At 44.7% G+C, this 14319-nt stretch carries 10 protein-coding genes and 4 pseudogenes; 9 read left to right on the top strand and 5 right to left on the bottom strand.

Annotated features, from left to right (window positions below):
- Positions 1 to 124 precede the first annotated feature (124 nt).
- The 3 genes and pseudogenes from PKHYL_RS01240 (at position 125) to PKHYL_RS01250 (ending at position 2416) form a co-directional block, all read left to right on the top strand.
- Positions 125 to 1260: pseudogene (locus tag PKHYL_RS01240) on the top strand (aminotransferase class V-fold PLP-dependent enzyme).
- A 204-nt stretch (positions 1261 to 1464) separates the two neighbouring features.
- Positions 1465 to 1901, top strand: a pseudogene (locus tag PKHYL_RS01245) (YeeE/YedE family protein).
- A gap of 95 nt (positions 1902 to 1996) precedes the next feature.
- A complete protein-coding gene (locus PKHYL_RS01250) occupies positions 1997 to 2416 on the top strand; it encodes a DUF6691 family protein (RefSeq protein ID WP_071002483.1) in 420 nt (139 codons plus the stop codon).
- 95 nt (positions 2417 to 2511) lie between these two features.
- Here the strand turns inward: PKHYL_RS01250 and PKHYL_RS01255 are convergent, their stop codons facing one another.
- Entirely contained in the window at positions 2512 to 4176 is a 1665-nt protein-coding gene (locus PKHYL_RS01255) for an AMP-binding protein (protein WP_240365782.1), read from the bottom strand.
- A gap of 399 nt (positions 4177 to 4575) precedes the next feature.
- Here PKHYL_RS01255 and PKHYL_RS01260 point away from each other — a divergent pair.
- Positions 4576 to 6709, top strand: a pseudogene (locus tag PKHYL_RS01260) (FAD-dependent oxidoreductase).
- 318 nt (positions 6710 to 7027) lie between these two features.
- Here the strand turns inward: PKHYL_RS01260 and PKHYL_RS01265 are convergent.
- Positions 7028 to 7591: a hypothetical protein gene (locus tag PKHYL_RS01265; RefSeq protein WP_071002480.1), complete on the bottom strand. Its 564-nt coding sequence runs from the start codon at positions 7589 to 7591 to the stop codon at positions 7028 to 7030.
- 103 nt (positions 7592 to 7694) lie between these two features.
- A pseudogene (locus PKHYL_RS01270) lies at positions 7695 to 8698 on the bottom strand (lipoate--protein ligase).
- Positions 8699 to 8972: 274 nt separating this feature from the next.
- On the opposite strand from PKHYL_RS01270, the gene PKHYL_RS01280 reads away from it, so the two are divergent.
- A complete protein-coding gene (locus PKHYL_RS01280) occupies positions 8973 to 9419 on the top strand; it encodes a DUF2971 domain-containing protein (RefSeq protein ID WP_240365784.1) in 447 nt (148 codons plus the stop codon).
- A gap of 543 nt (positions 9420 to 9962) precedes the next feature.
- On the opposite strand, the gene PKHYL_RS01285 is transcribed toward PKHYL_RS01280, so the two are convergent.
- Positions 9963 to 10217 (bottom strand): hypothetical protein, encoded by a 255-nt coding sequence (locus PKHYL_RS01285; protein WP_071002476.1) that lies wholly within the window; start codon positions 10215 to 10217, stop codon positions 9963 to 9965.
- A gap of 627 nt (positions 10218 to 10844) precedes the next feature.
- Here PKHYL_RS01285 and PKHYL_RS01290 point away from each other — a divergent pair.
- From PKHYL_RS01290 to PKHYL_RS01300, 4 genes are all read left to right on the top strand, one after another.
- Positions 10845 to 11186: an EamA family transporter gene (locus PKHYL_RS01290; RefSeq protein ID WP_240365785.1), complete on the top strand. Its 342-nt coding sequence runs from the start codon at positions 10845 to 10847 to the stop codon at positions 11184 to 11186.
- Positions 11110 to 11772: a DMT family transporter gene (locus tag PKHYL_RS01295; RefSeq protein WP_240365786.1), complete on the top strand. Its 663-nt coding sequence runs from the start codon at positions 11110 to 11112 to the stop codon at positions 11770 to 11772. Before PKHYL_RS01290 ends, PKHYL_RS01295 begins: the two co-directional genes overlap by 77 nt.
- A gap of 241 nt (positions 11773 to 12013) precedes the next feature.
- Positions 12014 to 12421, top strand: a complete 408-nt coding sequence (locus PKHYL_RS17010) for an oxidoreductase (RefSeq protein WP_269778212.1) — start codon at positions 12014 to 12016, stop codon at positions 12419 to 12421.
- Complete coding sequence (locus PKHYL_RS01300) at positions 12342 to 13121, top strand: oxidoreductase (RefSeq protein ID WP_269778213.1); 780 nt, start codon at positions 12342 to 12344, stop codon at positions 13119 to 13121. The genes PKHYL_RS17010 and PKHYL_RS01300 overlap by 80 nt, the downstream gene beginning before the upstream one ends.
- Before the next feature lie 97 nt (positions 13122 to 13218).
- Here PKHYL_RS01300 and PKHYL_RS01305 read toward each other — a convergent pair whose 3' ends face one another.
- Positions 13219 to 14235, bottom strand: coding sequence for a pirin family protein (locus PKHYL_RS01305; protein WP_240365787.1), 1017 nt, complete (start codon positions 14233 to 14235; stop codon positions 13219 to 13221).
- Positions 14236 to 14319 lie beyond the last annotated feature (84 nt).

Genomic DNA, 14319 nt, shown 5'->3' on the forward strand with positions numbered 1-14319 from the left:
AATCATCTATGGTACTTAACGATATTAGTATCTATATTATTTCCTATCCCCATATTATGGTATAAAAATAAGGTCCAAAAAATTAAGAAACAGTCATCATCTAATCATATACTAGGAGTGTTCCATGCCTGCATTACGTCAAGATATCGATCCAAACGGCTTATTAGAGTATTCAGTGGTCTACACTGATCGTGCGCTAAACCATATGTCAAAAGCCTTTCAGCAAGTGATGAATGACTTATCTAGTGATCTAAAATCTGTCTACAACGCGGATGCCGTGACGATCGTACCGGGTTCTGGTACTTATGGTATGGAAGCGGTCGCGCGTCAACTGGCAAATGACGAAGATTGCCTCATCATTCGTAATGGTTGGTTTAGTTATCGTTGGACGCAGATTTTAGAAAAAGGCAAAATTGCCAAATCGTCTACCGTACTCACTGCCAATCGTGCAGATGATAGCGAGTTACCAAAGCCGTTTGCACCTGTGGATATCGACACGGCGGTAGCTAAAATCAAAGAAGAGCAGCCAGCAGTGGTATTTGCGCCGCACGTCGAGACTTCGTCTGGCATGATTTTGTCAGATGACTATATCAAAGCGTTGAGCGCGGCTGTGCATAGCGTCGGTGGATTGTTGGTTATCGACTGTATCGCGTCAGGCTGTGTCTGGTTAGACATGAAAAACTTGGGTATCGATGTGCTTATCAGCGCGCCGCAAAAAGGCTGGAGCAGTACACCAGGCGCTGGTCTTGTCATGCTAAGCGAGGCGGCGGTCAAAAAGTAGACAGCACAGAGTCTGATAGCTTCAGTATTGATCTAAAGCAATGGCTAAATATCATGCGCGCTTACGAAAACGGCGGTCATGCCTACCACGCGACGATGCCGACAGACAGCTTACGCCAGTTCCGTGATGCGGTGAATGAAGCCAAAGCGGTTGGTTTTGATAAGCTATGTGAGGCGCAGTGGTCGCTTGGCAAACGTATTCGTGAAGTACTAGAAGCCAAAGGCATCGAGAGCGTTGCGGCTGAAGGCTTTCAAGCGCCTGGCGTTGTCGTATCTTATACCGATCGTGATGATATGCATAAAGGCAGCGCTTTTGCGGCAGCGGGTGTGCAAATCGCCGCTGGCGTACCCTTAAAAGTAGGTGAGCCTGACAGCTTCAAGACGTTCCGTTTGGGTCTGTTTGGCTTGGATAAATTAACCGATATCGATGGTACGGTCACGCGTTTTGAGTCCGCACTGGATGAAGTACTAAGCCAGTAGTTATGATTGAGAAACCTTTTAAAATGATACCGCTAACTTTATAAGTACTTCTGAAGACGCTTTTATCATCATAAAATACTGAGCCGTTATTATCATCATACGTGCTCAGTATTTTTTTACCCTTTATTATATTTTATAATATAATGTATTTATATAAATCGAACGTTAAGCAAATACTTAATAAACCTAAATGGGTAGTCCGTTATGAGTATACAAATAGACTGGCAAGCATTTACACCGATATCTCTAGTAGGTGGTCTGATGCTAGGGGTAGCGACAGTTATTTTGCTGCTCGGTATCGGCCGTATAGCGGGTATCAGTGGCATTTTTCAAGCTTGCTAAAACCCAAGCGTGTAGAGATGTGGCAGATACTGTTTATACTGGGTTTGGTCATATCGCCCGTGCTGTACAGGCTGGCAAGACCGCTACCTAACGTAGAGATTAGCACTTCTTTGCCACTGTTAATTGCCGCAGGGTTACTGGTCGGATTTGGCACGCGTCTTGGCTCAGGCTGTACCAGTGGGCATGGTATTTGTGGTAATGCACGTCTATCTCCACGCTCACTGGCCGCGACCGTCACCTTTATGCTGTTGGGTATTGTGACCGTGTATATCGGTCGTCATGTCCTAGGGCTACTATAAATGCTCAATGGCAGATTGCCATGAGATTGCTAGTAGGACTAAAGCACGCACGACATATGATAGTTAATAGAAGATAATAATAGCGAGATACGACGATGCTAAAAAATATAATCGGATTGCTGGCAGGGTTACTGTTTGGGTTTGGGCTGCTGGTGTCAGGTATGACGGACCCTGTAAAAGTACAAGGGTTCTTGGATGTGTTTGGCGCATGGGATATCTCCCTTGCCCTGGTGATGGGTGGTGGGTTGTTCGTTGCATTTTTTGGTGTGCTGTTGGCCAAGCGTCAAGAGAATAGCTGGATTGGCACGCCCATTGACATGCCAAGCAAAACCGTCATCACCAAACAACTGATTATCGGTGCCATGTTGTTTGGTATCGGCTGGGGGCTGGTGGGTATTTGCCCGGGGCCAGGCATTGTCTTGCTCGGGACGGGTCAGTGGCAAGCGTATGTGTTTATCCCTGCGATGGTCGTAGGAATGCTGGTCTATCAGTGGTTTGAGCCAAAAATTGGCTAATTAAATAATGTGAACATTAAAAAGGTCAGCCACGTATATGTGATTGACCTTTTTTATGAATGTTAGTTGATGACAGGATTTAATGTATTGTCAGATCACTTAGCACTCGCAGTGACTTTTGACGTTTCGTGCGCCAACGATTTGGCTGCTTGGCGTAGCTCAAACTTTTGTACTTTACCCGTACTGGTTTTTGGGATTTCGGCAAAGACGATATATTTGGGCACTTTAAAGCCTGCCAAGTGCTGACTACAATGCGCTATTACCGTATCGCGTTGCAAGGTGCTGCCCTCATGAATCTCGATAAAGGCGACGGGCACTTCGCCCCATTTATCATGTGGCGCGGCGACGACCGCACAGCTCTCAATGGCAGGGAGCTTGTATAAGACATTTTCGACCTCGATACTAGAGATGTTCTCACCGCCTGAGATGATGATATCCTTGAGTCTGTCCATGATTTTGATATAGCCATCAGGGTATTTGACACCCAAATCCCCCGTGCGGAACCAGCCATCAGTGAAGGCATCTTCAGTGGCTTTGCGGCTTTTTAGATAGCCTTTCATCACCATATTGCCACGTAGTGCCAGCTCACCCATCTCTTCGCCATCGGCGGCGACTGGCTCAGTCGTGCCTTGTTTAAATACCTCAAACCCTGTCATTAAGTGTGAGGTCACGCCTTGACGTGATTTCTTTTGGGCGCGGGTGGCGACATCAAGATCACTCCATTCTTCTTGCTCAGCGCAAACGGTCACTGGCCCATAGACCTCAGTGAGACCGTAGACGTGAGAGATATCAAAGCCCATCGCTTCCATTGCTGCCAGCATGGTTTCAGATGGCGGTGCCCCAGCGACCCAGCCTTTGACGGTATGCGTAATGGCTTCCTTATACTCAGGTTTGCCGCCAGCAATCATGTTATGGACGACGGGCGCAGAGCAGTAATGGGTCACTTGATGCTTGGCAATTAGCTGCAATATCAAATCCGCATCAATCTTACGCAAGCAGACATTGACCCCAGCGCGCTCAGCGATGCTCCACGGGAAGCACCAACCGTTACAATGGAACAGCGGCAACGTCCACAAGTAGGTCGGATGCTTTGGCATATCCCAATCCAAAATATTCGACACCGCATTGAGCGTAGTACCGCGATGATGATAAACGACGCCTTTTGGTTTGCCTGTTGTGCCAGAGGTGTAGTTCAGGGCAATGGCATCCCATTCATCCGCTGGCATCTCCCAATTATCCAAGCTGTCTGAACTGGCAACCAATGCTTCATAGCTCATCTGTCCAAACGGCTCGACATCGATAGCATGATCGGTCGCGTGAATGACAATGAGGTTTGGGAAGGTCTCATTGATGATCTCAGCGTGCTCCGCAAACTCGCTATCCAAGATCAGCACCTTGGCCTCTGAATGCTGCAAACAAAAGGTCAGGGCGTTGATATCAAGGCGCGTGTTCAACGTGCAGAGTACGCCGCCTGACATGGGTACGCCAAAGGCGCATTCGACCATCGCTGGCGTGTTTGGTAGCATGACGGCGACCGTATCGTTTTTATCAATACCCAGTTTGCGTAAGCCATCCGCCAATTGACGGCAGCGCGTATAAGTCTGTTGCCATGTCTGAGTGAGATTGTTGTGTGCAAGGTCATCATAAATGATCGCAGTCTTATCGGGATAAACCTGAGCGCTACGGATAATAAAATCAATAGGGGTGAGTGGTTGATAATTGGCAGCGTTTTTGCCGAGGCCAGTATGAAAATCTGTCATGATGATAATCCTTTATCGTATTTTTATAACGCGTCAATAGGGTAACGCAGCACCGTAATTTAACATAGAAAGGTGTTAAATTAGAATAGTCGATGTTTATCGATTAGTCTAATGGGCGGTGAGGAGGAAGTGATAAAATAGTTGTCTGATTATAAAAAAACATTGTCAACACTGGAGCGGGTTTTATCGTAATAACCTAACGATACGCCACAAGTTCGTGTGATAATTGGCACACTTCACGATCGTATTCTGATCGTCGCTAAATAGTGCTCACTCATCAGTCGTTTGTCTGCATAGCTAGTGATAATAGCGGTGTGTTACGATACTGATAACGCTACATCTTATAGTATGTCTGTTCTGCAAAAATAGTCCAAAAAAACCATTCATAAGGAAAATGATATGACCGCCAGCCGTTCTGCCAATACGATCGATTCCGCCAGCACTAATGAATATTATCCACATTTATTTGAGCCATTAGATTTGGGTTTTACCACGCTAAAAAACCGCTTGGTCATGGGCTCTATGCATACAGGGCTTGAAGACCGTTTTTATAATTATGGTAAGCTGGCGGCGTATTTTGCAGAACGTGCCAAAGGCGGCGTGGCAATGATGATCACAGGCGGCATCTCACCCAATCGCGAAGGTTGGTTGTTGCCTGCTGGCGGTACGATGAATACCAAAGCTGACGTCATCAATCACCAACGCCTCACTCGTGCTGTGCATAAGCATGACAGTAAAATCATCATGCAGATATTGCACAGTGGTCGCTATGGCTATCACCCTTTGCGGTGTCATCTAGCCCAATCAAATCCCCCAATCCGCCGTTTAAACCGCGCAAGATGAGCATAAAAAATATCGAGCAGACAGTCAAAGACTATGCTCGTTCAGCGCGTCTTGCCAAACAAGCAGGCTATGACGGCGTCGAAATCATGGGCTCTGAGGGCTACTTACTCAATCAGTTTTTATCGCGCCACGTCAATCAGCGTAGTGATCAATACGGCGGCGATATCAATGGCCGGATGAAGTTTGCCGTCGATGTGGTCAAAGCTGTTCGCGAAGCCGTGGGTGAAGATTTTATTATCCTATTCCGCTTGTCAGTGATTGATTTGGTCAAAGATGGCAACGTCATGGATGAAGTCATCACCGTGGCAAAAGCGCTAGAAGAAGCGGGCGTGACGATCATGAATACGGGCATCGGCTGGCATGAAGCGCGTGTCCCGACGATCGTCACCAGCGTACCACGCGCCGCTTTCGTTGATTTCACCGCTGAGATCAAAAAACACATCAGCATCCCGATGATGGCGGCCAACCGCATCAACATGCCAGATACCGCAGAAAAAATCATCGCTGATGGTCAGGCAGATGTGATTCAAATGGCGCGTCCATTCTTGGCGGATGCAAACTGGGTCAACAAAGCCAAAAACGGTCAGACAGATCGTATCAATACCTGTATCGCCTGTAACCAAGCGTGTCTCGATCATACGTTTGAAAACAAACGCTCGACTTGTTTGGTCAATCCACAAGCCTGTTATGAGACTGAGCTGGTCTACAAAAAACCAAGAAACCGAAAAAAGTCGCCGTTATCGGTGGCGGGGTCGCTGGTATGTCAGCCGCTCATGTCGCCGCCTTACGTGGTCATGAAGTGACCTTGTTTGAAGCCAAAGATGTGTTGGGTGGACAGTTCAACTACGCCAAAGTCATCCCGGGCAAAGAAGAGTTCTTTGAAACCATTCGCTACTATATCAATGAACTTGAGCACTTAGGCGTCGAGATTAAACTCAATACTTTTGTAGATAAAGACATGCTGGAAAAAGCCAAGTTCCATCATGTTATCGTCGCCACTGGCGTTGTACCTAGAAGTCTCGCAGGTAAGCTTGAAGGGGCTGATCTGCCACAAGTGATCAGCTACGCTGAATTGCTCTCTGGCGAAAAAGCCGTGGGCAACACCGTGGCGGTCATCGGTGCGGGCGGTATTGGCTTTGATGTTAGTGAATATCTGACTGCCAATCACGGACAATCGCTGGATGAGATCGGCCCTGAAGGTCTAAAAGATCCAGATTATCGCCCTGAACCGCAGTCCATCAGCGAGTGGCGCGAGGAATGGGGTGTAACCAATGATACTGACTATCAAAGTGATGGCGGACTGGTCAGACCCAAAGCGATTAAGCCCATTCGCCAAGTGTATTTAATGCAGCGTAGCAAAGGCCGTCTGGGTAGTAGCCTCAACAAAACCTCGGGCTGGGTACATCGCGCGCATATCAAATCGCACGGCGTCATCCAAGTCGCTGGCGTGCAGTACGACAAAATCACCAACGAAGGTATTTGGGTCACCAACTCTCAAGGTCAAAGCCAGCTACTCCGTGTCGATAGCGTCGTCGTCTGTGCAGGTCAAGAGTCAGTCGCCAGTCTGATGCCAAACGTTGGCGATGCGCCAGACGCGTAATACCATCTCATCGGCGGTGCTAAGCTCGCCGCTGAGCTAGATGCCAAACGTGCGATTCGTGATGGTGCTGAAGTCGCGGCAGAAATCTAAAAGTTAGATAGCTTGAGTTAATGTAAAAGCAGCAAGATAGATTATCTGGCTGCTTTTTTTGCTTTGGAAAATGTGGTTGTTAGTGCGTTATTTATTTAGTTTTATTTTTCAGTCTAGTATAGTCAAGTCTAAATAAAAACAATACAGGACAATAAATTCATTTGATTCAACGCTATTTTTCTTGCTTGCTGTGACTGCGTCTCCAGAGGCTGCGAAAAATAACGTTGAATCTTATTGTATCGATTTTATAGTAATCTAACTATATCGTAATTATTTTAATGAAAAAGGCTTTAAGTGTAGAGCGATGTTAGTGAGAGGCTATTGTACTAGATCATCGTCTTCAGCCAGTATTTGTGTTAACGGTTGTTTAAGATTCTGGTATACCTGAGGTAGCGCTTTGAACGGCTCAAGGGTAAAGCTAAAAGGCTGATCTGCGTTAAACACCCAATATTTTCCTATTAATTCACCCTCTGTCGTTTGCAGATTATCTTGGGGTACATGGTTGATAGAGAAATGATTTTTATCAGCGTTATACCAGATACCCATCGCACGCAAATCTTTCTCATCGTTATAACTTAGCGTTAGCTGTGGCTGAACTTGGTTATTAACCGTTACTAGCGTTATCGTTTTACTCGGGAAAGGCGCTAATGCTTTTGCCCAGCCAGTACCTTGCTGTGAGTGAGCCGATACGCTAGCCCACTGTCGTTTGACGTAGGTTGCATCTGTATCCGAGTGGACAATAGCAAATAAGTCTTGTTGAGTGATTTCTATTATTTGGCGTCGAGGGTATACCGTCACAGTCGTTTTATCGGCTGAAATAGTATTGTCTTCCATCCCCAAAAAAGAATTCAGTGCAAAGAAAATAATGGCGATTTGTTCCATGAGTCACTCCACCTTTTTAACGGATTAACTTTAAATAGCTACCTCTAAAATGCTAAGTGAGATGCAAAGACATATAAGATCAAGATATCAGCAGACTACAAGCTCAAGCATTCATCTCACCAACCAACCACCCTTCAAAATCACTAACTTGCGTCGCTAGTTCAGGTTGCGCTTTTGCTAGCTCGGCAAGCGCATCTTGAATCTCATGCTTATTATATTTCACACCAGTCAATGTCTCTTTGAGCAAATCAATCAGCTCAATATTTAACGCATCAGAGAAGATAACAACCTCCGTAATCACAGCCTGCTTGACATCCATATGCACATCCATCATGCCCCAATCAAAGCGCGTCTCGATATGATGGCTAAACTCAGGCGTCTTGCCAAAGCGCCAATCCCAGTCAGCCATCTGCTGGTAGTAAGCGTTTAGAGCCGGCTGCTGGGAAAGGCTGGCTTCATCCAACTGCTCAACTGGCGCAGTCTCTCCGTAATACTCACAAAACGCCTCGATAATCGCATCAGACAAGGTCTCATGATTGATGGCATCATTGAACTCTACCAAGTTTGCCACGCGCGCACGTACCGATTTGATGCCTTTTGCTTTGAGCTTTAAGGGATGCGGATTGAGATAGTCGCCAAGCTTTTGCATATTGGCATTGACTAGCAGTGTCCCGTGATGAAAGCTGCGATCGGCGGCGTGTTTGAAGGCGCTGCCTGATATTTTTCTATCGCCGACTTGCATGTCATTACGACCAGATAAGGTGGCATCTATACCCAGTTTTTTTAGCGCATTGATGATAATGGTAAAGTTGGCCGTTTGGTCGTACGCGTGTTTTGGGGATAAAAAGTAAAATTGGTATTGCCCAAGTCATGAAATACCGCACCGCCACCACTTTGACGCCGCGCCAAAAAGACATCGTCTGCTGCCATCTTATCCGTCTTGCATTCTACCCATGGGTTTTGTGAGCGACCAATGACCACGGTCTCAGAGTTGCGCCATAAGAAAAGCGTGTGTGAGTCGGGATTGAGCGTATTAAATATCCAATCCTCGGTGGCAAGATTGAACCACGGATTGGTCACCGCAGACTTTAAGATGCGTAGTTTCATGATAGATCCTTCTTTCAGATAGTTTTTATAGAGTGAGCGTTATAAATAGGCACTGACATTCTTACCGATGCGGCGTTAGAATTCAATGTCGTTGTAATAAGAAGAATAATTTAGAAAAGCCTAATATGTTTATAAAATTTTTTAAGAAAGTGATCTAAAGTGATCTGTAGCCAAGACCTAATTAATATAAAAGGTTAAGCTTACAGAAGTAATCTACTTTTAGCATAGAAGGGGTTTTATGATTTTATACAAATACATGTCATTATCAGGCGCGATGAAAGCTATTGAAACTTCATCCATTGGTTTTACTCATCTAGAGGATTTCAATGATCCTTTCGAATGTACTGCTTTGGGTTTTAAAGCACAATCAAATTCTTTCACAACATCCAAAATTGCTCAAAATGCTTGTAGAAATAGATTTTCTCGAGGATACGTTGTTCTATCTTTAACTAGACAACCACTAAATCCTTTGATGTGGGCTCATTATGGAGATTCTCATCAGGGAGTTGTTATTGGAATTGATGTTGAAGAAGCTAACTTGCATTCACTTTCTGATAATTTTATTCCGTATCAGCTTGGTGAGGTAATATATACAAAAACTAAACTGCACAATGACTTAGATCTAATAAGTGAAGATGAGTTAATGGATATTGGTCAAAATATTCTATTTGAAGGAAATATATTTAATCTTGCAAAAGAGCTTTTTTATATAAATCATTAGACTGGGCTTACGAAGAAGAGGTGAGAGTAGTAAAAGAAGTTAAAAGCCTTAAAGCTAGTTATCACAGCGGGAAAGGAGTTTTGGAGACTTCAATAAAATCACAATAGCAGGTCGACCGCTATACTGTTTTTCTATCCCTAAAAGCTCAATAAAAGAAGTATATTTAGGCAAAAATGTTTATAAAAATATATCGAGAGCAGCAACAGTCTCACAAGATGAGTACGCATTATTAATTCAGAGCTGGAAAAACAAGGTATTGAAGTTTACCACTGTGAATGTGACTTAAATTCTTGGGATTTGAAGAAGAGAATTAGCAATTAACTAGGCAGTTACAGTGAATGATCAATAGTACAATTGAACCTACGTCAAAATGTCTCAATTCAAACTATTATATTCTTCTCTTCTCATATTATCCAAAAAAATACGAATGGCTTCTGTGTTTGATTGCCACTTACTATCTATTAATATTAAATGGCAATCTCGAGCATCGTAGCTATAAGTGAGTTTACAGAGATATAACCCAAGCCTAAAGAGCATTCAACTTTATTCAGCACAAATCTCCCACTGCGACTTGGTACTAAGATAACACTGCATCACCGCTTTGCCAGACTGCGCATAGGCATCACTGACGATACGCTGATTGCTTGGCAAACGATATCTGATAATGGCTGGCTCATCATTGACGGTGGTCGTCCATCCAGTGATCTCATTACGGTCATTGTAGTTTGCTTGATTAGATGTGGCCATTTTGCCAAGTCCTGGCAGGTTATAAGAGACCTGCCTAAAGCTATAACTCATCGCTGCACCTTCAGCGCCCTCATACTGACAGTTTAGCTTTTTGTGTAATTTGTCATCTATTTTTGTATCGCCAGATACGAGCCAATACCCTCTTAGATAGTAAATAGATAGTAAAAAATTAGCAAACAAATATCAATTATTATATTTTTAAGGAAACCTCCTACTGATTAGATGGCATTGCTTATACTTTGATATTATTAAGATTGTCTATCGATGAGTCTTATTGTTAGAAAGCTTCGATATCAAGATAGGTTCTATTCTTATACATACTGATGAGGGTAATGACTCAAGAGTGACTTTGGAGTTTGCCAGTATATAAATAATAAAGCGCTGAAATAGGCTAAAGTAGAAAAATTGTAGGGTAGCAGCGTCTACTGGCTTTTCGCTCGATAAAGTATTTTACCCAGTTATCTAAGATATAGAAAAGCTAGACATCGTGAAATGGCTTTAAATAAGACAGGTTAATCCATAAGAATGTGCGATGACACCTATAAAAAGCAATATACAAGGTGGTTATAGATTTACCATCATAGTGCCTTATTAGCACATTAACCTCCACCACATATCAGACGGTTATGACCGACACGAGTTGGCAAATGCAGTCTAAGCACTTAATAGGATTACCTAATGACCAACCGTGATCTCATCATCTTTGTGACCCTCTCTTTTATGTGGTCACTCTCTTTTGTGTTTTATCGGGTTGGCGTGCCTGAATTTGGTTCGTTGGCATTTGCCAGTTTGCGGGTGATTTTTGCAGGATTGGTCATGCTCGTATTTGTACTGCTAAAAAGAAAAACAGAGTTGGTATCAAACAGCACTGGAAAATGCTGTCGCTGGTTGGCTTATTCTCCGCTGCATTGCCATTTGTGTTGTTTTCTTTTCTGCGCAGTCAGTGAATGCAGGCGTACTCGCCGTACTAAACGCTTCCGTACCGATGATGAGCGGCTTTATCGCTCGCGTCTTCTTTAAAGACAGACTGTCCAAAAAACAAGCGCTTGGATTGGTGATTGGGGTAGTTGGGGTGATTATATTGATGAGCGAAAGCTTATTTGGTGGTGGCGATCAGGGTAAAGGCTTGGTCGAGGGATTATTACCGATGGGCTACGCGCTATTCGCTTGTGTGGGTTATGCGCTTGGCGCAAACATCACCAAAAACTACTTATACGATGTCTCGCCAGTTGCGATCACGGCAGGTTCACTCATCATCGGTAGCCTTATCATGCTGCCGGTGACTTTTACAGAGTTCCCTTATGGCAAAGCGATCAGCATAAAGGCATGGGTATCTGTAATATGTATCGGTGTGTTTTCAACCGCCATTGCCCTTATTTTTATGAATCAGTTGATCAAAAATATTGGGCCAACGCGTGCCACGAGTATCACGTTAGTCATTCCAATTTTTGCGATTATTTTGGGCTATCTATTGCTTGGCGAGGCGCTAAATATACAAGCCATCATTGGTTCGATTGTGATATTAATCGGCACATATCTGTCATTAGAGCTATCAATTAAGAAAATGCTAAAGCCAAAAGACAAGGCCCAGATGAACAGTATTTAAGGCTTAGTAAACAGTCTTCGTAGTAAACAAATACGAAGATTTGTATAGGTGAATATTGTTGTATCTGTTTGTAAATATTGCTTGGAATAATGAAATCTATCCCCTATAAATGTAGGCGCTAAACGTAGATTTACTAATGATATTATAAGTTTTTCTAAACAGCATTCGATAATAATCAGTATGAATGATGGTTGCTATAACTAAAGATCATAAATAGCGACAATAACCAATAGGACAGATTATGGCACACGATATTTTATTTGAGCCTGTAAAAATGGGCACACAAACGCTAAAAAACCGCATTATGATGGCTCCACTGACACGTCTGCGTGCCGTTGAGCCAGGCGATGTCCCTATCACATGGGCAGCAGAGTACTACTCGCAGCGTGCAGGGGCGGGCCTTGTCATCACTGAAGCGACGCAAGTATCGTTTCAAGCAAAAGGCTATGCAGGCGCACCAGGGCTACATACTCAAGATCAAGTCACTGCATGGAAAGCCATCGTTGACAATGTCCATGCCAAAGGTGGCAAGATTGTCGTCCAGCTATGGCACACAGGACTTGTCTCACATGAAAGCGTACAACCTGAGCGCCGTGCGCCAATTTCAGCCCTCAGATGTCGATGTAGGTATCCGTACCTCATTGCGTGATAGTGACAACCAAGCCATTCGCGCGGATGCCACGCCGCCGCGCCCAGCCAGTCTTGATGAGATTCAGCAAGTGGTTACTGACTTTGCACATGCAACCAAGTGCGCGCAGGAAGCGGGGTTTGATGGTATTGAGATTCATGGCGCGCATGGTTATTTGCTGCATCAGTTTTGGGCCAAGCATACCAATCAGCGTGACGATGAGTACGGTGGCAGCCGCGAAAACCGCGCGCGTCTAACCTTGGACGTGATTGATGCTTGCGCAGAGGCATGGGATGCTGATCACGTGGGTATTCGTATTTCACCACTTGGCACGTTCAACAATGTTGAGGGAGGCTACGAAGAAGACGATAACATTTGGCTGATTGAGCAAATCAACAAGCGTGGTCTAATGTATTTGCATCTGTCAGAGCCAGACTGGGCAGGGGGTACGCCGTATAGCGATGAGTTCCGTCAGCGTGTCCGTGATGCGTTCGATCAGACCATCATCGCGGCGGGAGGCTATGATGCGGACAAAGCAGAAAAAAATATCAAGGCAGGTTATATCGACGCAGTAGCATTCGGTCGTGATTATCTTGCCAATCCTGATCTCGCTGAACGTATTCAAGAGGGTGCACCGCTCAACGAGCAGCATCCAGAGAGCTTCTATGGTGGCAGCACGGTTGGCTACACTGATTATCCGTTTATGGATCAGGCGCAATAGTTTATTTGTCGGTTCTGCTGACTAAATAGCTAAATTATGCTTCATAAAAGCCCTCTGACTATCGGTAGTCAGAGGGCTTTTTGTGCTTCTATTTTCATTATGTACCAAAATTGCCTGTTTGATAATCACGGAACGTTTGTCGTAGCTCATCTTGGGTATTCATTACAAAGGGGCCGTGACCTGCGATAGGCTCACCGATAGGTTCACCACTTAACAACAGTAGTTTGGCAGGAGTGTGTTCATCGTTATCGGTAGAATAGGTGAGCTCAATAGTATCGGTAGCAGCATCAGATAAAGGTACAGGTTGAGAATCTACAGATGGTTCAATCGGCGCTGCAAACTGAATCAGATTGCCTGCACTGATAGATGTGCCATTGACCAGTACTCGGCCTTCTTGTACGAGAAGCAGGGTATTGTGCGTGCTAGGTACTTCGAGTATCGTTGTGCCTGCGGTATGCAGCGCGATATCCCATAGGTTAATGGGCGTAAAGGTTACCGCATTACCTGTGACGCCATGCCAGTCACCTGCAATGATGGCAACTTGACCGATGACCGTTTGTTTGTCAGCGCTTTGAGCAACAGCATCTTTAGTAAGATTATCTTGAGAGTCGGCATCGCGACTGTCCACCAATTCTATGATAGGCATCTCAGCACGTTTGATAAATTGATATTTAGGATCAGTCAGCTTGTGCGCGCTTGGCAGATTGACCCACATTTGCACCATACTAAACACACCACCGCGCTGCCCAAACGCCTCAGAATGGAACTCTTCGTGTAGAATGCCGCGACCAGCGGTCATCCATTGCACATCGCCTTCCAAAATCTCCCCACGCCCACCGATTGAGTCAGCATGACTGATCTCACCTGAGTACGCGAGGGTGACGGTCTCAAAACCTTTATGAGGGTGTTTGCCAATGCCATGTGGCTGCGTCTGATAATCAGGATTTGGTGCAAACGTCGTCGGCTCGCCATAATCAAATAGTAAAAATGGATCGGTATGACTGTAATTGAAGTCTGGTTGGTCATCGACATAATTGATCAATGTTTTCACAAAAAATCCGTCACCGACCCAATGCGGTGCTTTATCACCATGAATCTGTTTGATTGGGCGCATCGAGTACCTCGCAATTCTATCTAGCATAAATAACAGTAAGTGAATATTATACTATAATTCTATAGTGTAATGAACTTATGTCGT

The organism is Psychrobacter sp. KH172YL61 (assembly GCF_007182895.1).
Taxonomy (GTDB): Bacteria; Pseudomonadota; Gammaproteobacteria; order Pseudomonadales; family Moraxellaceae; genus Psychrobacter; species Psychrobacter pacificensis.